Source organism: Vibrio sp. Scap24 (assembly GCF_013394185.1).
GTDB lineage: Bacteria > Pseudomonadota > Gammaproteobacteria > Enterobacterales > Vibrionaceae > Vibrio > Vibrio pomeroyi.
Window position 1 is genome coordinate 3,284,783 of the sequence record NZ_CP041332.1, and the last position, 24,213, is coordinate 3,308,995.

Consider the following 24,213-nt stretch of genomic DNA (forward strand, 5'->3'; position numbering starts at 1 on the left):
TCAATAAATGTCTATTCAGTTACACAATATTTATTACAAAGAGTAATTACACAAGAATGAAGCACAAATTTTCACCGAAGCTCATCTCGTATGGGGCGGTTTTATTAAGTAACGCTTTTTTAGGTAACTGCGTGGCGTGGGCTGCGGAAGAGCAGGAGTGGGGCGTTGCAGCGATGTTCCGAACTGCGAGCATTCCTTACGACACCTCTGGTGGTGACCAGTCGGTTAACACATTTGTCCCGATGTTATTCTTCAAGAACGATTACGTGTTTATCGACGGTACAGAAATGGGCGCTTACCTGTATCAAACCGAAGATGAAAAATGGTCATTTAACGCTATTTCTCGTATGCGTTTTATTGATATTCCAGCTTCAGAACAAAATGCCATTGAGGGCGATACCGCCGATTTCGGTGCTCAACTGACTTACCAACTTGATGACCAATGGGCTGCCGAGACGGAAATTATGAGTGACAGTGAGTACAACTTCCACGGTAACCTGCGCGCCAAAGCCAAGTATGAAACTGGTGATTGGGAGTTTTCTCCAAGCGCGACGCTGCGTTATAAGAGTGCCGATTTCAACAGCGAATACTATTCAGCATCCAATGAAACCATTGGTGCAGGCGTTGACCTAAATGTCGGCGTAGAAGCGCGTTATCACGTATTTTCAAACCTTTATCTATTGGGGTCGACCAGCGTAACCCGCTTGGATGACAATGCTTACGATTCTGCGATTGTGGAAGACCGCTATCAAGGTGAACTCTACCTTGGCTTTGGTTTCTTCAATGATAAAGAGAAAGCACCTAAACCTAAGTTAAGTAACGCACCTTACCTGCGTGTTGCACACGGTTGGGCAACGCCATCGAATATTGGCGACATCATGAAGTTCAACGCGGAGAAAGACGAGTACAACAACCAACTCACATCGTTCTTTTATGGTCACCCTTTAACTGATGAGATCTTTGGTTTCCCGTTGGATATCTACCTAACGCCGGGTATTGCGCATCACTGGAGTTCAGACGTTCAATCGAGCAGCACGGAATACATCATTGCAATCAAGGCTTACTACACGTTCAACTGGCCGACACAGTGGCGATTCGGTGTCGCAGAAGGTATGTCGTACATTGATTCGATTACCTATATCGAAGGCTCTGAGATGGACCGTAAAGGCTACACCGCAAGCCACTTGTTGAACTACCTAGACTTCTCATTCGATGTGAATGTGGGCGACTTGATTGGTAAGAATGACCTGAACAACTTGTGGTTCGGTTACTCTTTACACCACCGTTCGGCAATCTTTGAAAACGCCTCTCAGTTTGGTCGTATCAAAGGCGGCAGTAACTACAACACCGTTTATTTCCAATATGAGTTTTAACAACTGATTTAGGTGCTGATTGAACCTGAGATAAGAAGCCTGATAGCCATTGTGGAATTGCTGAGTTTTTAAACGTTAGCGCAGTTTTCACATAGCTCTCAGGCTTTTTTATTGAATACTTGTGGTACAATCGCGCGAGTTTATATAAGAGAAAGAATAGGACACGCTGTGACTTCGTCTCCGGAAAAAGCAGACCCAAATAAGCATACTGCGAATAAGCAGAACCATGACGCGAATTCAAACGCGACATCTGACTCCTCTGCTAATCAAGCTAAGCAAAACCCAAAACAAAACCAAAAATCAAAGCAGCAAGCTCCCAAGACTAGCGCATCTCAAAATAGCCCAGCCTCTCTTCGTAAGGCCTTAAATGAGTGCATGATGCGCGACCGCTTCCGTTTAAGTAAGCGTATCTCTGGTGCAAGCCGCATTAAGAACGAACAATCTAAGCATGCTGTTTTCGATGAAATCGCATTAGATATTGCCAAGTCGATGATGACGGCAACCCAGCGTGCTGCGCAAAAACCAACGATTGAATACCCTGAAATTCTACCTGTTAGCCAAAAGCGCGACGACATCGCGAAAGCCATTGCTGAAAACCAAGTGGTTATCGTGGCGGGTGAAACGGGCTCGGGTAAAACCACTCAATTACCAAAAATCTGTTCTGAGCTTGGCCGTGGCCGCTTTGGCCTAATTGGTCACACTCAGCCACGTCGTCTTGCTGCGCGTTCGGTTGCGAACCGTATCGCTGAAGAGATGGAAACACAGCTGGGTGAGTTTGTTGGTTATAAGGTTCGATTCAACGACCAGATTTCTGACAACACACAAATCAAATTGATGACTGACGGTATTCTACTGGCGGAGATTCAACACGACCGTTTCTTAAACCAGTACGACACCATCATTATCGATGAAGCGCACGAACGTAGCCTGAACATCGATTTCATCATGGGTTATCTGAAAGAGTTGCTGCCAAAGCGTCCTGATCTGAAAGTGATCATCACGTCTGCAACCATCGACCCAGAGCGTTTCTCTAAGCACTTCAACAATGCACCAATCATTGAAGTGTCTGGTCGTACTTACCCAGTTGATACGCGTTATCGCCCGCTAGGTGGTGATGAAAGTGATTCAGACCGTGACCAAATCGAAGGCATCTTTGAAGCGGTGGATGAGCTGTGTGATGAAGGCCTTGGCGATATCTTGATCTTCATGAACGGTGAACGAGAAATTCGTGATACCGCAGATGCACTGAGTAAACGTAACCTACGTGATACTGAGATCGTTCCGTTATACGCTCGTTTATCGGCGGGTGAGCAAAACCGAATCTTCCAGTCTCACACTGGTCGACGTATCGTTCTGGCGACTAACGTGGCTGAAACCTCGTTAACTGTTCCGGGCATCAAGTATGTAATCGACCCGGGTACGGCGCGTATCAGCCGCTACAGCTACCGAACTAAAGTACAACGCCTACCGATTGAGCCTGTGTCTCAAGCGAGTGCAAACCAGCGTAAGGGTCGTTGTGGTCGTGTTGCGGAAGGTATCTGTATTCGTCTGTACTCTGAGGAAGATTTCGAGTCACGCCCAGAGTTTACTGATCCAGAGATCCTGCGTACTAACCTAGCGTCGGTTATCCTTCAGATGACAGCGCTTGGCCTAGGCGACATTCAAGCATTCCCATTTGTTGAAGCGCCAGATAAGCGCAACATTCAAGATGGTGTAAGGTTACTTGAAGAGCTTGGTGCGATCGCGACCGTTGAACCGTCGGCGAACAAAAACAAGAACCAAGGTGACGATAAGAAGAAGCTCACGGCGATTGGTCGTAAGCTAGCGAAGCTGCCTATCGATCCACGTTTAGCGCGTATGGTGATTGAAGCGCCACGTAATCGCTGTTTGCATGAAGTGATGGTTATTGCGTCTGCACTATCGATTCAAGACCCGCGAGAGCGCCCATCAGACAAGCAACAATCGTCTGACGACAAGCACAAGCGCTTCTTCGATAAAGAATCTGATTTCATCACGTTTGTGAACTTATGGGATTACATCAAGCAGCAGCAAAAATCGCTGTCGAGTAACCAGTTCCGCAAACAGTGTAAGCAGGATTACCTGAACTATTTACGTATTCGTGAATGGCAAGATGTGTACTTCCAAATTCACCAAGCGATGCGCGAATTGGATACCAAGCTGAACACTGAACCGGGTAGCTACGATGGCATTCACATGTCTCTACTATCAGGTCTGCTTTCGCACATCGGTATGAAAGACCAAGAGAAGAATGAGTATCAAGGTGCACGTAATGCGCGCTTCCATATCTTCCCTGCGTCTGGCCTATTTAAGAAACAGCCTAAGTGGATCATGTCTGCTGAGCTGGTGGAAACCTCAAAGCTGTGGGGCCGTGTTATCGCTAAGATTCAACCGGAATGGATTGAACCGCTAGCGAAACACCTGATTAAGCGCAGCTACAGCGAACCACATTGGTCGAAGAAGCAAGCGGCTGTAATGGCACACGAAAAAGTGATGCTTTACGGAATTCCAATTGTACCTAAGCGTCTTGTGAACTACGGAGCGATTGACCCAACAGTCAGCCGTGAGTTGTTTGTGCGCAGCGCGTTGGTAGAAGGTGAGTGGGAAACCAAGCACACCTTCTTCAAGCAAAACCGCAAGCTACTACAAGAAGTGGAAGAGCTTGAGCACAAGTCTCGTCGTCGTGACATCTTGATCGATGATGATGAGCTGTTCGATTTCTATGATCAGCGTGTGGGTGAAGAAGCGGTTTCAGGCCGTCACTTCGATACATGGTGGAAGAAGACCAGCCAGAAAACACCAGAGCTGCTTAACTTTGAAAAGTCGATGCTATTCAGAGGTGATGCTAGCCACGTTACTGATTTGGATTACCCGAACTTCTGGCACCAAAACGGCATTAAGCTGAAGCTCAGCTACCAATTTGAGCCGGGCGACGACAACGATGGTGTAACGGTACACATTCCGCTGCCTATCTTGAACCAAATCGATCAGAACGGTTTTGATTGGCAGATCCCAGGCCTACGTCAGGAATTGGTGATTAGCTTAATTAAGTCGCTACCTAAAACGCTACGCCGTAACTTTGTACCTGCGCCAAACTACGCAGATGCGTTCTTGGCTCGTGTTACACCGTTAGAAGCGCCGCTGTTGGATTCTCTTGAGAAAGAGCTGCGCCGCATGACAGGTGTGGAAGTAGTTCGTGATGACTGGAAGTTAGACCAGATTCCAGAGCACTTAAAGGTAACATTCCGTGCCGTGGATCATCGTAAGCGTAAGCTGAAAGAGCAGAAAGACCTGCATGAACTGAAAGAGAGCCTGAAAGACAAGGTTCAAGAAACACTTTCTAAAGTTGCAGACGATGATATCGAACAGCAGAACCTGCATACGTGGAGCTTTGGTGAGTTACCAAAAGTCTACCAACAGAAACGTGGTGGCTACGATGTAAAAGCCTTCCCAGCGCTGGTGGATACCAAAGACAGCGTAGAGATCAAACTGTTCGAAACCGAGCAAGAGCAGATCTCGGCAATGAAATCGGGTCAGCGCCGTTTGATCTTGTTGAACGTGCCATCGCCGATCAAATACTTGCACTCTAACTTGCCGAACAAATCGAAACTTGGCTTGTACTTCAACCCATACGGACAGGTTCTCGATCTTATCGATGACTGTATCGCTTGTGGTATTGATAAGCTGATTGAAGAGAAGGGTGGTTTGGTTTGGGAACCAGAGCAGTTTGAAGCACTGAAAGAACACGTGCGTGCAGAGCTGGGTGATACCGTGGTTGAGATTGCTCAACAGGTTGAAACCATCTTGACCACGGCATTCAGCATCAGTAAGAAGCTGAAAGGGCGCGTTGATCTTTCTATGGCATTCGCACTTTCTGACATAAAAGCTCAAGTAGAAGGTTTGATTTTTAAGGGTTTTGCCACAGAATGTGGATGGAAACGCTTGCCAGATATTCTACGCTATATGAAGGCGATAGAACGTCGCATGGAGAAGCTGCCTATTGACCCGAACAAAGATCGATTACACATGATCAAAGTTGAGTCAGTAATGAATGATTACAAAGAGCTGTTGAATAAGATTCCAAAAGGGATCGCGGTTCCAGAAAACGTAAAAGAGGTGCGTTGGATGATAGAGGAGCTTCGTGTAAGCTTCTTCGCACAGCAGCTCGGTACGCCTTATCCGGTGTCAGATAAGCGTGTTAAAAACGCGATTGATGCTTGCTAAAGGAATATAGTTAGACGCAATGGCAAGATTTAGGTATAAATCTTGCTTGTTGCATGAGTAATTGAATAGTTATTACATACAAGGCGACTTGGTGGCAATTTATTACCACTCAAGGCCTGCCACTAGGACGAAAAGGTCGAATATGAAAAAAACGTTATTGGCACTAGCACTGCTAGGTGCATCTTCAACAGCTATGGCTGATTCTTGGTTGTACGGCGGCGTAATGGGTGGTCAAAACTCATTCGGTAGCGAAGAAGAAACGGCGATGGGTATCCACGTGGGTACAGGCATCCTGCCATTAATCGGTGTTGAAGCGGGTTACTGGGATCTAGGTTCTTTCGATAGCATTAAATACGGCAATCGTGACCTAACTAACATGGATGCAAGCACTGCTTACCTAGCAATCAAACCAAGCATCGACTTCGGTCCTCTACATGTATACGCGAAGGGTGGTCTTCACTCATACGAGCTTAAAGCTGATAACTTTAAGCAAGACGATGTAGACGTAATGTTTGCAGTTGGCGCAGAATACTTCATCTTTGGTCCACTATCTGTAGGCGCTAGCTACCAAAACTTCAAAATGAAAGATGACGACTCAGGCGTTTTCTCTCTAAACGCAACTATCCACCTACTGTAATTAATCAGTAAGGCGATCGTAAATAACGGTCGATTAGTCGCTAAAGAGTTCGTAAGAATTCATAAAAAATGCCAGCTTAAGAGCTGGCATTTTTGTATCTGTTAACCGTGTTGTCTTTGTTCTGTTTTCTTATAACAGATAGCGCTAGAAGGCTACTTCTTACTGTTAAGAATCTGTTGGATACGCGGGTTCAGTGCTTTGCCATGTTGGCTTTCGTACTCTTCGCGTTTCAAATCGTTCAAGTTCTTCACTGAGTTAGCGGCAAGAAGGAATTGCGGCAATTCCGTTTCTAACATGCCTTTCTCGTCTAAACGTTTTGCTTCCAAGTAGTACTTCTTAAACAGGCCATCAAGCTTGTTTTCCGCAGTGCGCTTCAAATCGTACAGCTTATTTTGAATCAGCCATTTTTCAATCTTGTTCACGGCAGTACGAGACAACACTCGAATACGGCTGTCTAGCAGTTCTTCTTCCGTCAAAGAATCCTTTAGAATCCAAAGCTCACCCATTTGCGGCGGCCAGCTGTTGCCAAGCTGAATACGTTCATGACAGTGCATTAGCACGCGGTTAAGGCCATCAGAATCAACAGAGTTAGCAAACTCAATGAACTTACCACTTGGCTCACTACCGTATTGGTATTCCCACTGTGTTTCGTACACGCTCAAGAAAGAGCCGAACACGTGAATACACCAGTCTGTTAGCTCAAGTTCTGCTGGATCTTGATCAACAACAGGCACTTGCTGAGACACACCACTGCTAGCAGCGTTTGGTGTCGCTACTTCAGTGTTCTGCGATTCAATAACGTCAGGTACTACGGGATCTTTAGGCAGCACTTCCGGAACAACAGGTGAAGCTGGCTCAGAAGGTTGGCTTTTTGCCTTTTTGAATGAGCTGCTGCCTGAAGCGTTCAGATGGGCTAAGCTTTTGTCGATACCCATTTCCTTGAGCTTGTCCTGCATTTCCTGAATATTGAGAGGTCTTCTGCTGTTGTTGTCTTTCATTTTGCTTCTCGTTAACTAACCAGTACTGCAACTTAGATTCGATGCGAGAGATTGGCATGAGTTCATTGGCTTTGGCTTTATACCAGAGGACAAATTTTTTCCATATTAAGCTATGGTCACCAGCAAGGCCGGAGAATTTAAACGCACGTTCCGCCCAAGTTGGAATGATCTCTTCATCCAAATCATGAGTTGAAACGGTGTTGCTGGTCATTGAGCCTCGGCTTTGTGGGCGAGGGGCTTGCTGCATGTTTTGCATCGGTGCCGGAGCTGGCTGAAACTTAGGTGCAGGTGCAGGTGCAGGTGCAGGTGCAGGTGCAGGTGCCGTAGAGTAGACCGGAATACTATTGGTCGGTTGAGCTTCAACCTGAACCGCAGCTTGCTGTTGCTCAATGAGCATTTTGAAAACGTGGATCTCTTTCTGATCTCGATAATCTACTTTCACCTTATCGAGAAAACCCTGGTCGACTAAACACTTAAGGCAGTCGGCTAAACCAAACGTAGAGAGAGCACAAAGTTGACCTGCTGATTGTAGGCACACATTGGTGTAGCCGAATTCGTCAGCACCGTCTGCAAGCATCAATAAAACAAGCTTTTCTGCTGGGCTAGAAGTATTCACTTGCCAAGCTAAATAAGAATATTTGGCGCTCAATATCGTGTTCTCAAAAAAGGTAGGTCGTTGACTCTATTGTAAGTCACCGCTTACTGAATTTATAGCAACTTAACAGAAAACGACATTAGTGAGACAAATATTAACCATAAGGAGAGGTCTGACCCAGAAAGGCAGCATGACTCGCCAATTTTTTCGTAGCATGTTCACACAGTCATCACTTTTCAAGTACTCCTACTTTCCCATTTTTATTGAGCAGTCATCACTGCTATGACTATTGATAACTCTCACACCCATTCACCCAATTATTCACAAAACGCATTAAATTTATAAAACACCTTGATATGATCAATATTTACGCTATTATGACGATAAGTCAGAAATGACGAAGCGTCACAAAATGGTTAACTACATGAATTTACTATTCGTGTTAATATATTGGATAGGAGTGTTTTAAATACTGGCGAAGCTTAGATGATAGCTAAGCTAAAATACGGACTGAGAAATTATGTTTGGCTTTGGTTGTAAAGGCGATAAACAAGGTATCTTTGGTTGCAAAGGCGTGTTGTCTAAAAAGCAGCAGTCTATCGCAGACCGAGAAGTAGAGTTGATGTTGTTAGCAAAAGATCTGGTTCGAGAACAAGGGTTCGGAAACCTCACGATGGATAAGCTAACGGCCGCGAGCTCTTATTCGAAAGGTACAATATACAATCACTTTTGCAGCAAAGAAGACGTGGTTTTAGCCTTGTGCATTCACTCTTTAAAGGCCGAAGCATTAATGTTTGCTCGTTCTGGAGAGTTTGAAGGCAACACGCGCGAAATGGTGGTTGCATTACACGTTGCTTACCGAATCTATGTTCGCATGGAGCCGGTGTTATCAACGTGTGCGATCATGGCAAAAAGCCCGTGGGTACTAGAGAAAGCGTCTAGTGCACGCGTAACCGAGATGAATGAACTGGAAGAATTGGTGATTGAACAAGCCGATTTAATGGTTAACCGAGCAGTTGATGCCGGTGACCTAAAGTTCCCATCTGGTATGGGCTCAGATGCCATCGTGTTTGCTAACTGGTCAATCGCATTTGGTTCAAATGCCTTGTCACAGAACGCATCAAACAGTCATTGTATTAAGCGGTTACAAGACCCGTATTCAGTATTATACAACGCGAACATGCTACTAGACGGCCTCAACTGGCAACCCCTTTCTACCGATTGGGATTACCGTAAAACTTGGCGTCGTGTAGAACAAGAGCTGTTCAGTGAAGAGATCGCTTACTTAGAATCTGTAGGTCGATAGCTTCCATTAAGCCCACTCATGTGGGTTTATTAATAACCACTTGTGACGATTCGTCATAAACTTAAGTTTAGCCCAGTGTTGTTTGGGTTTTCTTGAGTGTATGACTAAGCATTGTGTTTTTGTCAGCTTCGGCTGGCTTTTTATGACACAACTATGACGAATCGTCACAAATGGAGACTGTGATGGAACATGACAGCCAGAAGCCTGCTTTCGATCACCCAAATCGAGATAATCGTAACGTCGAAAACGCTGATCTAAATAACAGTTGGCACTCAATACCTACCAAGCGTTCGTTTATCGTTCTGCTGGTGGCTTTTTCAATCATCATGCTCTCTGCATTAGGGGCAAAGAACCTCTACTTTAGAGGGGATTACAACATCTTCTTCGAAGGCACCAACAAACAGTTGATGGCATTCGACGAAATCGAAACCACCTTTGCAAAAACCGACAACCTCGCGATTGTCGTTGCGCCTGAATATGGCAATGTCTTCACGCCGGAAACCCTCACCTTAATTCAAAACCTCACGGTCGATGCGTGGCAAATCCCGTACTCAAGCCGTGTTGATTCCCTTGCCAATTATCAGCATACGGAAGCCGTTGAAGATGACCTCTTGGTAGAAGACCTGCTGTATGAAGAGTACGAGCACACGCCAGAGCGCATCGCCAAAGTAAAACAGATCGCCCTAAACGAACCTCTGCTTAAGAATGCCTTGGTGTCGTCTTCTGGTGATGTGACGATTGTGAACGTGACCGTGCAATTGCCAGAAGTGGATAAAACCGCGGAAGTGCAAGAGGTGATTGCAGCAATCAACACCATGATCGCCAAGTATCAAGCCGATTACCCTAATGTCGAATTCCATAAAGCGGGCATCATTGCCATGAACAACGCCTTTATGATGTCGGCTCAAGAAGACAGCTCAACGTTGGTGCCATTAATGCTGTTGGTGGTTCTGGTGTTCCTAACCTTTATGCTGCGCTCGTTCTTTAGTGTGGTCGCCACGTTGGTTGTAATTATCTCTTCGATTGTTGCCACCATGGGATTGTCTGGTTGGGCAGGGATGTTCCTCAGTACTCCAACGGTTAACGTTCCAACCTTAGTGCTAACCCTTGCCGTTGCCGATTGTGTTCACGTGATTGTGACCATGAGACAAGCTATGCAACGTGGCATGGAGAAAGCACAAGCCATTCAATACAGCATCAAGCTTAATGCGATGCCGATTTTGATTACCTCGGTGACGACTGCGATTGGTTTCTTGATGATGAATATGTCGGACTCTCCGGTATTACGAGATTTCGGTAACTTGTCAGCATTGGGCGTGATCATCGCGTGTATCCTATCTGTGACTATGCTTCCTGCGCTGTTAAAACTGTTGCCAGTTAAGCGCTTGCCAGCAAATCCAACAGCGGCAGGTAAAGTGACCTTCATGGATAAACTGGGTGACTTTGTGGTAACCAACCGTAAAGCACTGCTGCCTGTTTCAACGCTTGTGATTGTCGGCGCTGCCGCATTAATTCCACTTAACAAAGTAAACGATGAATCGGTGAAGTATTTCGATACCTCAAGTGAATTCAGACAAGCTGCGGACTTCATGGAAGAGACCGTAAGCGGCATGACGACCCTCAGCATCGCAGTGAAAACCAACGAGTCTCAAGCGATTGCCGATCCTGTGTTCTTGCAAACGATTGGCGACTTTACTGAGTGGCTACGCGTTCAACCAGAAACTGACCATGTGGCAACGCTTTCCGATGTTTACATGCGTTTGAATAAGAACATGCATGGCGACGATGAGAGTTACTACAAGCTGCCGCTTAACCGTGAACTTGCCGCGCAATATCTGCTGCTTTATGAGATGTCTCTGCCGTACGGCTTGGATTTGAACAACCAGATCAACGTCGATAAGTCATCGATCAAAATGGTACTTACCGTCGACAACCTTGGCAGCGTTGAGCTAGTGGAACTCGAAGAGCGCATTTACTCATGGTTTACGGCTAATGCGCCTCAGTATGAAGTGGTCGCGTCGAGCCCATCATTGATGTTTGCTCACATTGGCGAAACCAACATGGCGAGCATGCTATCAACTCTGCCTATTACCTTAGTGCTTATCTCTGGCTTGATGATCTTTGCATTGCGCTCATTTCGCTTAGGCATGATCAGCCTAGTGCCAAACATTGCGCCTGCAATTATTGGCTTTGGTTTATGGGCGCTTATCTCTGGTGAAATCAACCTTGGTTTGTCAGTGGTGGTTACGCTCACTCTGGGTATCGTGGTTGATGATGCGGTGCACTTCTTAAGTAAATACCAGCGCGCAAGATTAGAAGGGAAATCAGCAGAAGAAGCGGTTCGTTACGCCTTCCACACTGTTGGACGCGCATTGTGGATCACCACAGTCGTGCTCGTGGCGGGTTTCTCTGTATTGGCGATGTCGAGCTTCAGACTCAATTCCGACATGGGCTTACTCAGCGCGATAGTGATTTTCATTGCGCTGGTGGTCGACTTCATCTTGCTACCGAGCTTACTGATGATCTTCGACAAACAGACTCACTATTCAGATAAACCTCAGCACGAATCAAAGCCTTCTAAAGCTGAGTTAACTACAGCAGAGCAATCTAGTCCAGTTGGCGAACTGACTACATCGACCAAATAAGGAATCGTCAGTCTACTGCGGTGGGCTGACTCAAGGAGATATTTATGAAAAGCGTTAAACAAACTCTCGTTACGACATTATTTGCTTTCAGTTCATTAACCGTGGGTGCGGTATTAGCTTTCCCAGCGTTAGCAGACCCAGCGAAAGGCTTAGAAATTGCCGAGCAACGTAAAGCCGTTGATGTCGGGTGGGGCGACTCTGTCGCGACCATGGAAATGCTACTTCGCAACAAACAGGGTGAAAGCAGCACACGACTAATGCGATTGAAATCATTAGAAGTCGATGACGATGGCGACAAAGGCTTAACCATTTTTGATGAGCCACGCGATGTAAAAGGCACAGCTTTCCTAAACCATTCACACATCACCAAATCGGATGACCAATGGTTGTATCTGCCTGCATTAAAACGTGTAAAGCGCATCTCTTCACGTAACAAATCAGGCCCGTTCATGGGCAGTGAATTTGCTTACGAAGACTTAAGCTCGTTTGAGCTAGAAAAGTACACCTTCAACTACATTGAAGACGCGAAGCTGGAAGGCGTAGACACCTTTGTTTTAGAACAAGTACCGACCGACAAAAACTCTGGTTACACCATGCAAAAAGTATGGCTAGACCAACAATATTACCGCCCAATTCAGGTTGAGTTTTACGATCGCAAAGGCGCACTGTTGAAGACTCTATCGTTCCAAGACTACAAACAATATCTGAACCAATACTGGCGTGCTCACACCATGGCAATGCAGAACCATCAAACAGGCAAGAGCACCGTATTGACCACAACAGATTTAGCGTTCCAGACGGGTCTTAAAGACAAGGACTTCCAAAAAAACACACTGAAACGTGCTAAGTAAGGCAAGAATATGAAAAGGATTGTGGCAACAGGAACCCAGTTATCCTTAACCTTGGCAGCGACAGTCGGGCTTATGCAGGTGTCGTTGCCTTGTGTGGCAGCTGGCTTTAGTCCTGATATCGCAGGGCAGGTTAACCTCGAACATAGGCAGTTCTTTAGTGATGGCTTACAAGGGCAAGACAAAGGACAAAGCTCACTGGTGTTGCAGCCAGAGTTTTACTGGGAACAAGAAGAGGGCAATGGCAGCTTTACCTTCACGCCGTTTTATCGCCTAGACAGCGAGGACGATGAGCGAACTCATGGAGACATTCGAGAAGCCTTATACCTAACCTATTGGGATGATTACGAACTGCGAGCCGGTGTCGGCAAGGTGTTTTGGGGCGTAACCGAATCGGCGCACTTGGTCGATGTGGTAAACCAAACCGATGCGATTGAATCGGTCGATGGCGAGTCTAAGTTAGGTCAGCCTATGGTTCACTTCACCTCGATAAAGGAGTGGGGAACCATAGACGCCATGTTACTGCCGTATTTTCGTGAGCGTACCTTTGCGGGCGAAGACGGACGCTTAAGACCAACGGTACCTGTTTCGGACGATGCGCTTTACGAATCTTCGAGAGAAGAAAAGCATGTAGACGTAGCACTACGCTATAGCCAAATGTACGGCGATTGGGATGTCGGTTTAAGTTACTTAGGAGGCACAAACCGCGACCCTTATTACCGTGTAGAAGGCAATGAACTCAAGCCGTATTACGCGCAAATGCAACACTTCGGACTCGATGTACAAGGCATTATTGGTGATTGGTTATGGAAGCTGGAAAGCATTTATCGCGACAGTTACGACAACCACACAGGCGTAGCAACAGGTTTTGAATACACATGGGTTGGGGCGCTTGAATCATACTGGGACATCGGCTTCATCGCTGAATATCTGTATGACAGCCGAGGCAATAACGCCCAAACCATCGGTCAAAACGATGTGTTCCTTGGAGCGCGTTTCGCCTTGAATGATGAAGACGGCACCGAAGTGCTTACAGGCATAACTCAAGACTTGGACAATAGCGATGTCTACAGCGCAAAACTAGAAGCCTCAAGCCGCATCAATAACAACCTCAAGTGGCGACTCAACGCTTGGTTGTTTGAGAACGAAACTCCAGAAGACTTGCTGTTCTTTGCTCGTAAGGATGATTTTGTCGAAGTCGCGTTGGAGTACTATTTTTAGTCTCTACAAAAACTGAGTCTTTACAAAAAATAAGCGTTTCCAACAAGTTAATGTTGGTTTTGTGAGGCGTCCTCGTTAGGGGGCGTCTCAAATTTAAGATGACTTATATTTAGAATGTTCAAAGTCGCCTTTTTATAAAACGGATCAAACAATCGAATAGACCCACAGGTAGAATGGTTATATTTTTCGAATATCTATAGCCTCCGAATATGCATGTAAATTGTGCTGGCGGTATCGACCCTAAGGGATTTATGAACTCATTTAATTGGGATAAAAACTTTGAGACAGGCATTGGTGTTGTCGATGAACAGCATCAATACCTTGTTGGTTTTATCAACCATTACGGAAACTTGTTGTCGGAGAATACGATCTCTATCGACGACATGAGCGCTGCTTTACTTGACCTCACACGTTATGCCGAATTTCATTTTAAAGAAGAAGAATCTTTGATGAGAGAGCGTGGCGTTTATGGCTTACACATTGACGAACACATCAAAGTGCATCGCGTGTTTATGCAAGACATCTACAGCATGCAAGCCTTCATCTTGGAAGAAGATCAAGCGTCAGCACGTCAGCTACTGGACTTCCTCATCCATTGGCTTGCTTATCACATCCTTGGCATCGACCAAAACATGGCGCGACAAGTGGCCGCGATAGAAGAGGGCGCAACACCTCAACAAGCCTTTGAAGCAGAAGAAAAGCAGCAAGACTCTTCAACCATCCCTTTACTGGCCGCGCTTAAAGGTTTATTCGAACAAGTCTCTGAACGAAACAAACAGTTGTTACGCTTCAATCAGGTACTCGAAGACAAAGTCGAAGAACGTACCGCAGAATTGAAACGAGCGAACAAGAAGCTCGAAGAACTCTCGTTAACCGATTCACTCACTAAATTACCTAACCGTCGTTGTGCCTTTAAACAGTTAGCTTTGCATTGGCAAGAGTCGAAAGAACTTGGCATGCCTTTGGTTTGCATTATGATCGATGCCGATCACTTCAAGCGCATTAATGACACTTGTGGACATGATGCTGGTGACTTGGTGTTAAAAACCCTTGCGAACGAGCTGAAAAACAGATTTCGTAACGATGACATTGTGTGTCGATTAGGGGGCGATGAGTTCTTGGTTATTTGCCCCGATACCGATCTTAATGGGGGCATGCACATCGCAGAAACTACTCGACAGAAAGTGTCTGAATTAGAGGTCGAAACCGGCAACCAAGCTTGGATTGGTAGTATCAGTGTCGGTGTGGCTGAAATGACCCAAGAATTCGAAACCATGAACGAATTGATTAAAGCGGCGGATGAGTCCGTTTATCTAGCGAAAGATGCGGGTAAGAACAGCGTTTGTTCTATTCAGATCTAGCCTTCAGGTCATTTCCAAATTAAGAAGTGGAACCTGTAATTGTTCCACTTCTTCCTACTCCTCATTAATATCCTGTTAAATTTGCCGTGTTTTTAGTCAATAACTTGTTCTTTTAGCGATTCAATTTGGCATTGGATGCGTGTTTGATTACTATGTGTAGCTATCTAAAAAAACTAATCATCCGATACGGACACTACCAACTGGTAGATGAGGAAATGATGCAACATCTAGAAGAGATCATTGCTAATGCAACGACTGCTATTGATACAGCAGATTCGTTAGTCGCACTTGATGAAGTGCGAGTTCAGTATTTAGGTAAGAAGGGTGAACTAACTCTTCAACTACAAAGCCTAGGTAAACTTCCACCTGAAGAGCGTCGCACTGCTGGTCAAGAGATCAACAAAGCGAAAGGTGCTGTTCAACAAGCGATCGCAGCTCGCAAAGACGCACTACAACGTGCAGAGCTTGAAGCGAAACTAGCTGAAGAAACTATCGATGTGAGCCTACCAGGTCGTCGCATTGAGAACGGTGGTCTTCACCCAGTTACACGCACAGTTGAGCGTATCGAACAGTTCTTTGGTGAGCTTGGCTTTAGCACTGAGTCTGGCCCTGAGATCGAAGATGCATTCCACAACTTTGATGCACTAAACATCGCAGACGATCACCCAGCTCGTACTGATCACGATACTTTCTTCTTCAACCCTGATCTAATGCTACGTACGCACACTTCTGGTGTTCAAATCCGTACGATGGAAAACGGCAAACCGCCATTCCGCTTCATTGCTCCGGGTCGTGTTTACCGTAACGACTACGATCAAACTCACACGCCAATGTTCCACCAAGTGGAAGGTATGTTAGTTGATGAGAACGTAAACTTCGCACAACTTAAAGGCATTCTTAACGATTTCCTTTGTAACTTCTTTGAAGAAGAAGTTGAAGTGCGTTTCCGTCCTTCATTCTTCCCGTTCACAGAGCCTTCAGCTGAAGTTGACGTGAAACGTAAAGATGGCAAATGGCTAGAAGTTTTAGGCTGTGGCATGGTTCACCCTAACGTACTTCGCTCTGTTGGCATCGACCCTGAGAAATACTCTGGTTTTGCATTCGGTATGGGTGTAGAGCGTCTAACGATGCTTCGTTACGGCGTAAATGACCTTCGTGCGTTCTTCGAGAACGACCTTCGTTTCCTTAAACAATTCAAGTAATCCGGGGCAGTCAAAACTATGAAATTCAGTGAATCTTGGCTACGCGAGTGGGTTAAACCTGCAATTAACAGCGAAGAGCTAGCTCACCAAATCACTATGGCTGGTTTGGAAGTTGACGATGTAGAACCTGTTGCTGGTGAATTCACCGGCGTTAAAGTAGGTAAAGTGGTTGAGTGCGGTCAGCACCCAGACGCAGACAAACTACAAGTTACAAAGATCGACATTGGTGAAGAAGAGCTTTTAGACATCGTATGTGGTGCATCTAACTGTCGTCTTGGCCTAACTGTAGCAGTAGCAACAGTTGGCGCAGTACTTCCTGGTGACTTCAAAATCAAGAAAGCAAAACTACGTGGCGTTCCATCGCACGGCATGCTTTGTTCTTTCTCTGAGCTAGGTATCGACGTAGAATCTGACGGCATCCTTGAGCTGCCAGAAGGCACAACGCTAGGTATGGACGTACGTGAGCTTCTTGAGCTTAACGACGTAACTATCGACGTAGACCTAACAGCAAACCGCGCAGACTGCTTCAGCATCCGTGGCCTTGCTCGTGAAGTTGGTGTACTAAACCGCGCAGACGTTACAGAGCCAACAGTTGAAACTGTTGCAACAAGCATTGAAGACACAGTATCTGTTGAAATTAAAGCTACTGATGCTTGTCCACGTTACCTTGGCCGTGTGGTTAAGAACGTAAACGTGAAAGCGGAATCTCCAATCTGGATGCAAGAAAAACTGCGCCGTTGTGGTATCCGTTCAATCGACCCAGTTGTAGACATCACAAACTACGTGATGCTAGAGCAAGGCCAACCAATGCACGCATTTGATCTAGCTAAGATCGAAGGCGGTATCGTGGTTCGTCTAGCAGAGCAGGGCGAAAAGCTAACACTTCTAGATGGCAACGAAGCTGAACTAAACAGCAACACGCTTGTTATCGCTGACCACAACAAAGCACTAGCAATCGCTGGTATCTTTGGCGGTCAAGATTCAGGTGTGACTACTGAAACAACAGACGTACTTCTAGAAGCAGCATTCTTCGCACCGGATCACATCCGTGGTCGCGCACGTGCTTACGGCCTTCACACAGATTCTTCTCTACGTTTCGAACGTGGTGTTGATTCAACACTTCAAGCAGCAGCAATGGAGCGTGCAACACAGCTTCTAGTTGAAATCTGCGGTGGTGAAGTTGCGCCAGTAAATGGCAGCGAATCTGAAGCTGATCTTCCTAAAGCAAACGTAGTTGCTCTACGTCGCGCTAAGCTAGACAGCCTACTAGGTCACGAAATCCCATCTACCGACGTAGTGGAAATTCTTACTCGCCTAGGTTGTGAAGTTGAAAGCACTGATGCTGGTTGGACGGCAACGTCTCCATCTTGGCGTTTTGATATCGCAATCGAGCAAGACCTAATTGAAGAAGTAGGTCGTATCTACGGTTACGATAACATTCCAAACCAAGCGCCTAAAGCGGCACTTAAAATGAATGACCACAAAGAAGCTGACCAACCGCTTAAGCGCGTTCGTGACCTTCTTGTAGACCGTGGCTACCACGAAGCAATCACATACAGCTTCGTAGAACCAGAACAGCAAAAACTTGTTGTACCTGGTGTTGAGCCGCTAATCCTGCCATTCCCAATCTCTGCGGACATGTCAGCAATGCGTCTTGGCCTAATCCAAGGTCTTCTAAACACAGTTGTTCACAACCAGAAGCGTCAACAGTCTCGCGTTCGTCTATTCGAATCAGGCCTACGTTTCATCCCTGAAGCAACGGCTGAAAACGGCATGCGCCAAGAAATGATGCTTGCGGGCGTTATCTCTGGTACTCGTGGCGAAGAGCACTGGGACATTGCAACTAACACTGTAGATTTCTTCGATCTTAAAGGTGACCTAGAAGCCGTTCTTGAGCTTTCAGCAAACGAAATCGCATACAGCTTCAAAGCAGCTAAGCACCCAGCACTTCACCCAGGTCAAACTGCGGCTATCGTAGTAGACGGCAAAGAAGTGGGTATCATTGGTACTGTTCACCCAGAACTAGAGCGTAAGTTTGGTCTTAACGGCCGTACTATCGTATTCGAAATCGAATGGGCAGCTATCAACACTCGCGTGCTTCCAGAAGCAGTAGCCGTATCTAAGTTCCCTGCAAACCGTCGTGATATCGCAGTAGTTGTTGACGAAGCAGTAGCTTCTGGCGACATCGTCGAAGCGTGTATCGCAGCTGGTGGCGAATTCCTAACAGGCGCTAAACTGTTCGACGTATACGTTGGTCAAGGCGTTGAGGAAGGTAAGAAGAGCCTAGCTATCGCACTTAGCCTACAGTCTGTAGAGCGCACTCTTGAAGATGCAGACATCGCTGGTTCAGTAGATGCTATCGTAGCTTCAATCTCAGAGAAATTCGGCGCAGCACTTCGCGACTAATCTCTTCTGATAGATAGAAAAACCAAAGGCCTCGCATTGCGAGGCCTTTTTTGTTGTGTATCGATTGTATTGGCCAACATATTGTGAATGAAATCATGCCTTTTTCCTGTCGCGTCTTCAATATTTCTACATTAAGAAATAGTTATAGTGTTCTATTTGTGCAACGAAGCTAAGTATTAAATTCCCCCTTATTTGCTTCATGATTGCTACAACTGCATTGTTTTGAAAATTGAAGAAATAAGAATTACTTAGATATTATGATAAGTTTCTGCTTGGGTATAAATTGCAAATTGTCATGTTGCATATCTTTACATTGCATTTCAACCGATTACTGCGCCTACAGCAAATATAAAGGTATGATTTTTGTGTTATTAAACACTTTGAAACAAAAAATCTATCTTTTAAGATACGTCTATCTGAAATGGTTTTTCTTATTAGTTAAAATAGCCATAACTCCGAATTTAAGTACAAGAGTAGAGCTGTTTATTTATGATAAAAATAATTTTTATATTTTGTTCGTTCATTAGTTTCAATGTTTTTGCCTCATTACCATGGACTGAAGCACCTGATAGTTATTGGTCAAGGGGGAGTGACAATGTTTACTTTTGACGAGCAAAGTGAATCTGGTAAGGTTAGTGTTGCCGAAATAAGTCGAGATAGTAGCGGAAATCTGACAATGTTCTTTAATTACTTTATTATTAATGATGGAATGAGACCAGTTTGTAATTATAACAAAACAAAAGATTTTAATAATGAAGGACAGCATGTGATTGAAGGGACTTCAGTTCATAAGTTTAATAATCAACCTGTGAAAATGACGGGTTTTTGTGTTGGTGAAACGGAACAAACTCCTCCTTTAGTTTACTTCAGACCTCAAACCGATGAAGGTCTAGAGTTTATAGTCCAGCAATTTAAAGATAGAAATTCTGTGACCATTGAGACTAGTTTGGGAGGGGAGTTTAAGAAAATTAAGTTTACAGCCAAAGGATTCACAAAGTATTGGGATAGCAACAACATAGAAGCTCTTTAGATATTATATGCTTAGTTAATGAGAAATTATTTGTTAATAACCATAAAGTGTATTTTTATTAGACTTGCAGGAATTTATATAAGAGGTCCCTTTTTACTGAGCAACTTGTCTATTTGGCTGAGATTAGTGAGAAAAAGTCGAACTAGAATAGTTCGACTTCTGTAGTCGATTTGTATTTACAATAAATATACTTGTTGGCTAAGAAACTACCGGTGTCGGCTTTTTGTAATCCAAAATCTCAGATTCTAATGCTTCGAGTTGTTTCAGTAGAGCAGCGGCTTGATGCTCATCAAACTCTTCATTTCTATCTTCTTCGTGCGTACCTTTATTTAACAATTGCCAAGTTACATTGTGCTTTTGGCTGATTCCCTGAATATCCATCAAGATTTGTTTGATAGGAACATATCCAAAGAATCCAGGTTTTTTCTCAAATTCTTTTAGTGACTTTATCAACCCAGAAACAATTCCATAAAGATCAGGGGAGCCTCCGGGCTGGCGAAGCTGAACTGAAACACTCGAGTCTAGCCTTTGTTTTCCAATATGTTTCCATAGTTCGTTAGTTAAACCTTCTAAACTTCTTCTACTTTCCATCAGTGCATCTTTGGTTTTTCCTTCCATTAGTGCTAACTGAGCTTTAACTATGTATTGTCGAAAATCATTAGAACTTATTAAGATTGTTCTCTGATCCAAGTTGCGTTTGAAGTCATAACGATTCAACTTAACCTTTACATCCTTCGATGGGATTCGATTCTCTAATCGTTTGAGGAAATCTTCACCATGTGTAGTGATTACTAATTGTTTTTGGCTTAAGTCAGGGTCGGAAAATATTGCTTCTAAAACACCTGAACGGTGTTCATCGTCAATGGCATTTACCACATCATCGAAAACTATTAGGTTGTGCCCATCATGTATGTTTTTTGCCAATAAGATCGATAACCCTAAGCAACGTAAATGCCCTTCGCTTAGAATTCGAAGGGCGTCATCTTTGTTCCCATCATAAAATTCTATATTTATCTTCTCACTAGAATTTCTAGGTAGAGACAAACTTTTAAGTATTTCATGGTCGTAAGGGTGGTTATTAATTAAGTTGTAAATTTTCAGTACACGTTCACTTAAAGATTCCGATAGAACAGACGGGAGTTCTAAGTTGTACTTTTTAAGCTTACCAATAAAGGTGCAGTAATCTGCAATAAAGGTACTATTTTTTGCTAGACGCTTTTCTTCAAGTTGTAGTTTGTTCTCTAACATAGATTTTTCTTTTTCGATAACAACTATTTGCTCGCGAATATCTTTGATATCTTTTATGTGAAGCTTAAATAACGCTGATAATTGATTTGCAACACCTAAGTCATGGTTGAGTTTTTTTAACTCCAATGTCATTGCTGAAACACTATCAACCAAAGGTTTATTTATAAGGTTCTGATTTTCTAACTCTTCTATTTTCTTCTGGACCAATAATCTTGCATTTTTCAATGAGGTTTGGGTGTTTTGAAAAACAATCCCTTGCTCAGTAGCTGTAAGGTCGTAATCGATGGTTGACTGTATATTGTGAGTTAAAAGTTTCTGGTTAGATACATTGCAAGCTGACTCTATTCTTTTTCGCAAAGACAACATTAGTGATTGTTTCTCAGAAAGATCTTTAAGTAAAACAAGTTGTTTTATGGATTTAAGGAAAGGGTCGTTTTTAACTTGGTGCAAAGGAGTATCACAAGCTGGGCAACAATCGTGCTCAGTATCCTTGGATGAAGCGATGGTTTTTATAGCGGTGTACAAATTTAGGAATTCGACTTTAGATGAACTATTTTCAATGTCGTTTCTTGTTCGTTCATAGTTTAACAAGTCATTATCAATATTTTTTAGTTCAGTAAGTAGGCTCTCAAGAGGCTTAACGTTATGAAGCTTAATGTTGTTATATTTATAAATTGAGTCCTGTTTTTCTTTTATTAAGCCATTATCGGGGCTTAAGTACGCAATAAGGTCTGATGCCAGTTCACACATAGGGTAACCGGATAACAGACCAATTTTTTTGTTATTAAGCTCTTGTCGCTCTTGCTCTTTTCTGCTGATAGCTTGTTGAGCTTGTGCTATTTTGAGGACTGTTTCTTTATACTTGTCTAAGACAGGAGTTTTGAGGTCGATATAATTGATTATCGAATCGCTAAAGCCATTACAGAAATTGTTGAATGTTTCAAGGCCAAACAATAGAGACAATCTTTGTTGTTGTGCTGATGCAGTATAAGAGGAAACACGAGCAAAACCCTCAATACGGTTTCGTTCTATAAACATAAACTCGTGTCCACTCTTTGGTTCAGTCAAATCTACGACGTCCCCTTGAGGATTGATGACTTTAAGTGTGACTGCTGAGGATTTACAGTACATGTTTTTGACATACGGTTTGATCTTAAACCCTTTACTCTCTGCTTCGTTAATCTTCCCTGTCAGAGAGAACTCTAAAGCTTCGCAAAAACTTGATTTGCCAGTACCGTTAGGTCCGTAAAAGAAGTTGTACTTTTTCGATAAGTCGAAGGTTTCATTGTTCACAAAACCACGAAATCCTTGGATATCTATAGAGGAGAGTCTCTGGATATTGTTGTTTTGATTGTCTTCAAAAGCTGTTTCTTTGGTCGCAGGAGGCCATGCTATTTTATCGTAAATTGAAGATATATATTTTGCTCTTTTTCCTGCTGCTGTGCCGATTTTTTCCACTTCTTCAAAGTTATTCAGAATAAGGTTTGCAAATTTCAATTCACCTTCACTTAACTCTTCATAAGAGTTGTGGATGAATTCTTTAAAGCGATACAAGCTTGATTGCATTTGTATGAGTCCTAATTAATAAACTAGTAGCATTGTAATTAGTAACATATAAATCAACCATTAAAAGATTCTATTGTTATGATAACTCAATCGATTTTTTAGCTCATACACAAGGAGTTAGTTAGGAATATTCTCGATAATTGATTGATGTTATCGAATCTTTTAAGCGAAACAGCTAGCAGTGTAACCAAAGCTGGTGAATCATTTTAGATCCAAGCTTATTTATACTTTTCTTCAAGCTATCATTGACTCGTCTACAACTTCACACTTTATAGTGACTATATTGATTGAGAGGGGCGCTTTCTGTGTTCCCTCCAAAGTAAGTAGAGAGACACTATGAAACGTTTAATTCTAAACATCACATTCTTGGTATTCATGGCGCTTGGTAGCATGAATGCCATGGCTCATGATTCAACGGTTAAGTACGGTATTGCGATATCTCACGATGGTGAGCAAATTGCGTATGGCAAAAGTGGGAGTGGGGATACAGTACTGATCTTCATTCACGGTTGGAGCTTAGACAGCAGGCTATGGCACAACCAAGTGGGTGAGTTTTCAGAGCAGTACCAAGTTATCACTATGGACTTAGCAGGGCACGGTAACTCATCGTTTAATCGTGAAGAGTACACCATGGTGGCATTCGCTGAAGACATCAAAGCCGTCATCGAGAAAGAGCAACTCGAATCCGTCATCTTAGTCGGTCATTCCATGGCGGGTGGTGTTATTGCAGAAGCCGCTAAACTGATGCCGAAAAGAGTGAAGGGTATTATTGGTGTCGATACATCGCAAAATGTCGCCCTAGCGGTTTCACAAAGCGACTTAGACGCAATGACCAAACCATTTGAAGCAGATTTCCAAGCGGGCATTACTATGTTCGTGAAAGACTCGCTACCAAAAGACGTAGACGCGGATTTACTTTACTGGGTAACGCAAGACATGGCATCAGCACCGCCAACTATCGCGATAAACCAGTTCCGTCATTACCTAGGCCAATATGTGACAGGCGAAGCTCACCGCGTCTATGAGAACGTGAATGTGCCAGTAATATTGGTTAACGCTCGTCTATGGCCAACGGATTCAGAAGCGAACAAGATACACATTAAGGATTACAGCATTTACTACATTGAAGACTCAGGCCACTTCCCAATGCTTGAGCAACCACAGCAGTTCAACGCAACGTTGATGAAATCGGTGCAGTCAGTGAAGTAGGGCGGTTGCACGTAAGAGTAGGCTGATAATCCCCTCCTAACCTCCCCTTGGTTTACATCTCCAATCTCTTGTTGGTAATGGAAAGGGGAGGAACTGAATACCGAGCGCTGCATGTGCTGCTATATGTTCAACGGCAAAGAATGTTCTCCCCCTCAATCTTATATCTCAAGAGATCGGGTCACTCCATTCGAGGGGGAGCTAGAGGGGGAGGCTTTGGCTTACCAGAACCATTCACACAATGTTGATGAAAGCGGTGGAGTCAGTGAAGTAGGGCGCTGTAGTTGATAAAGGGGGGATGTAATCATTCTATAGATAAAACTAAGGCC

General features: G+C 44.1%; 15 protein-coding genes. 12 read left to right on the plus strand and 3 right to left on the minus strand.

Annotation, left to right across the window (positions count from 1 at the left end; translation table 11 throughout):
* The first annotated feature begins 56 nt into the window (after positions 1 to 56).
* The 3 genes from FLM53_RS14650 to FLM53_RS14660 all read left to right on the plus strand — a co-directional run bounded on the left by FLM53_RS14650 (position 57) and on the right by FLM53_RS14660 (position 6,252).
* Positions 57 to 1,373 carry a MipA/OmpV family protein gene (locus tag FLM53_RS14650; protein ID WP_176681484.1) on the plus strand — a complete coding sequence of 439 codons (1,317 nt, stop codon included), beginning with the start codon at positions 57 to 59 and terminating at the stop codon, positions 1,371 to 1,373.
* 168 nt (positions 1,374 to 1,541) lie between these two features.
* The gene (hrpA, locus tag FLM53_RS14655; RefSeq protein ID WP_176681483.1) at positions 1,542 to 5,615 is read left to right on the plus strand and encodes an ATP-dependent RNA helicase HrpA; all 4,074 of its coding nucleotides are present in this window, start codon (positions 1,542 to 1,544) and stop codon (positions 5,613 to 5,615) included.
* A 142-nt stretch (positions 5,616 to 5,757) separates the two neighbouring features.
* Positions 5,758 to 6,252: an outer membrane beta-barrel protein gene (locus FLM53_RS14660; RefSeq protein WP_176681482.1), complete on the plus strand. Its 495-nt coding sequence runs from the start codon at positions 5,758 to 5,760 to the stop codon at positions 6,250 to 6,252.
* A gap of 152 nt (positions 6,253 to 6,404) precedes the next feature.
* Here the strand turns inward: FLM53_RS14660 and FLM53_RS14665 are convergent, their stop codons facing one another.
* Together FLM53_RS14665 and FLM53_RS14670 are read right to left on the minus strand one after the other, a co-directional pair.
* Positions 6,405 to 7,187 carry a hypothetical protein gene (locus FLM53_RS14665; RefSeq protein WP_176681967.1) on the minus strand — a complete coding sequence of 261 codons (783 nt, stop codon included), beginning with the start codon at positions 7,185 to 7,187 and terminating at the stop codon, positions 6,405 to 6,407.
* Positions 7,108 to 7,899: a hypothetical protein gene (locus FLM53_RS14670; RefSeq protein WP_176681481.1), complete on the minus strand. Its 792-nt coding sequence runs from the start codon at positions 7,897 to 7,899 to the stop codon at positions 7,108 to 7,110. The genes FLM53_RS14665 and FLM53_RS14670 overlap by 80 nt, the downstream gene beginning before the upstream one ends.
* Positions 7,900 to 8,365: 466 nt before the next feature.
* Between FLM53_RS14670 and FLM53_RS14675 the strand changes: the two genes are divergently transcribed.
* The 8 genes from FLM53_RS14675 (at position 8,366) to FLM53_RS14710 (ending at position 19,864) form a co-directional block, all read left to right on the plus strand.
* Positions 8,366 to 9,151 carry a TetR/AcrR family transcriptional regulator gene (locus tag FLM53_RS14675; RefSeq protein ID WP_176681480.1) on the plus strand — a complete coding sequence of 262 codons (786 nt, stop codon included), beginning with the start codon at positions 8,366 to 8,368 and terminating at the stop codon, positions 9,149 to 9,151.
* 170 nt (positions 9,152 to 9,321) lie between these two features.
* Positions 9,322 to 11,796, plus strand: a complete 2,475-nt coding sequence (locus FLM53_RS14680; RefSeq protein ID WP_256099371.1) for an RND family transporter — start codon at positions 9,322 to 9,324, stop codon at positions 11,794 to 11,796.
* A gap of 44 nt (positions 11,797 to 11,840) precedes the next feature.
* A complete protein-coding gene (locus FLM53_RS14685; RefSeq protein ID WP_176681478.1) occupies positions 11,841 to 12,647 on the plus strand; it encodes an outer membrane lipoprotein-sorting protein in 807 nt (268 codons plus the stop codon).
* A 9-nt stretch (positions 12,648 to 12,656) separates the two neighbouring features.
* A complete protein-coding gene (locus tag FLM53_RS14690; protein ID WP_176681477.1) occupies positions 12,657 to 13,865 on the plus strand; it encodes a hypothetical protein in 1,209 nt (402 codons plus the stop codon).
* A 251-nt stretch (positions 13,866 to 14,116) separates the two neighbouring features.
* Entirely contained in the window at positions 14,117 to 15,226 is a 1,110-nt protein-coding gene (locus FLM53_RS14695) for a GGDEF domain-containing protein (protein WP_176681476.1), read from the plus strand.
* A gap of 218 nt (positions 15,227 to 15,444) precedes the next feature.
* Positions 15,445 to 16,428 carry a phenylalanine--tRNA ligase subunit alpha gene (gene pheS / locus FLM53_RS14700; RefSeq protein ID WP_004734764.1) on the plus strand — a complete coding sequence of 328 codons (984 nt, stop codon included), beginning with the start codon at positions 15,445 to 15,447 and terminating at the stop codon, positions 16,426 to 16,428.
* An 18-nt stretch (positions 16,429 to 16,446) separates the two neighbouring features.
* A complete protein-coding gene (gene pheT, locus FLM53_RS14705) occupies positions 16,447 to 18,834 on the plus strand; it encodes a phenylalanine--tRNA ligase subunit beta (RefSeq protein WP_176681475.1) in 2,388 nt (795 codons plus the stop codon).
* A gap of 595 nt (positions 18,835 to 19,429) precedes the next feature.
* On the plus strand, positions 19,430 to 19,864 hold the full coding sequence (locus FLM53_RS14710; RefSeq protein WP_176681474.1) for a hypothetical protein: 435 nt from the start codon (positions 19,430 to 19,432) through the stop codon (positions 19,862 to 19,864).
* A 198-nt stretch (positions 19,865 to 20,062) separates the two neighbouring features.
* Here the strand turns inward: FLM53_RS14710 and FLM53_RS14715 are convergent, their stop codons facing one another.
* Positions 20,063 to 22,678 (minus strand): ATP-binding protein, encoded by a 2,616-nt coding sequence (locus FLM53_RS14715; protein WP_176681473.1) that lies wholly within the window; start codon positions 22,676 to 22,678, stop codon positions 20,063 to 20,065.
* A 336-nt stretch (positions 22,679 to 23,014) separates the two neighbouring features.
* Here FLM53_RS14715 and FLM53_RS14720 point away from each other — a divergent pair, with 336 nt between their 5' ends.
* Positions 23,015 to 23,887 (plus strand): alpha/beta fold hydrolase, encoded by an 873-nt coding sequence (locus tag FLM53_RS14720; RefSeq protein ID WP_176681472.1) that lies wholly within the window; start codon positions 23,015 to 23,017, stop codon positions 23,885 to 23,887.
* The last annotated feature ends 326 nt before the right edge of the window (positions 23,888 to 24,213 follow it).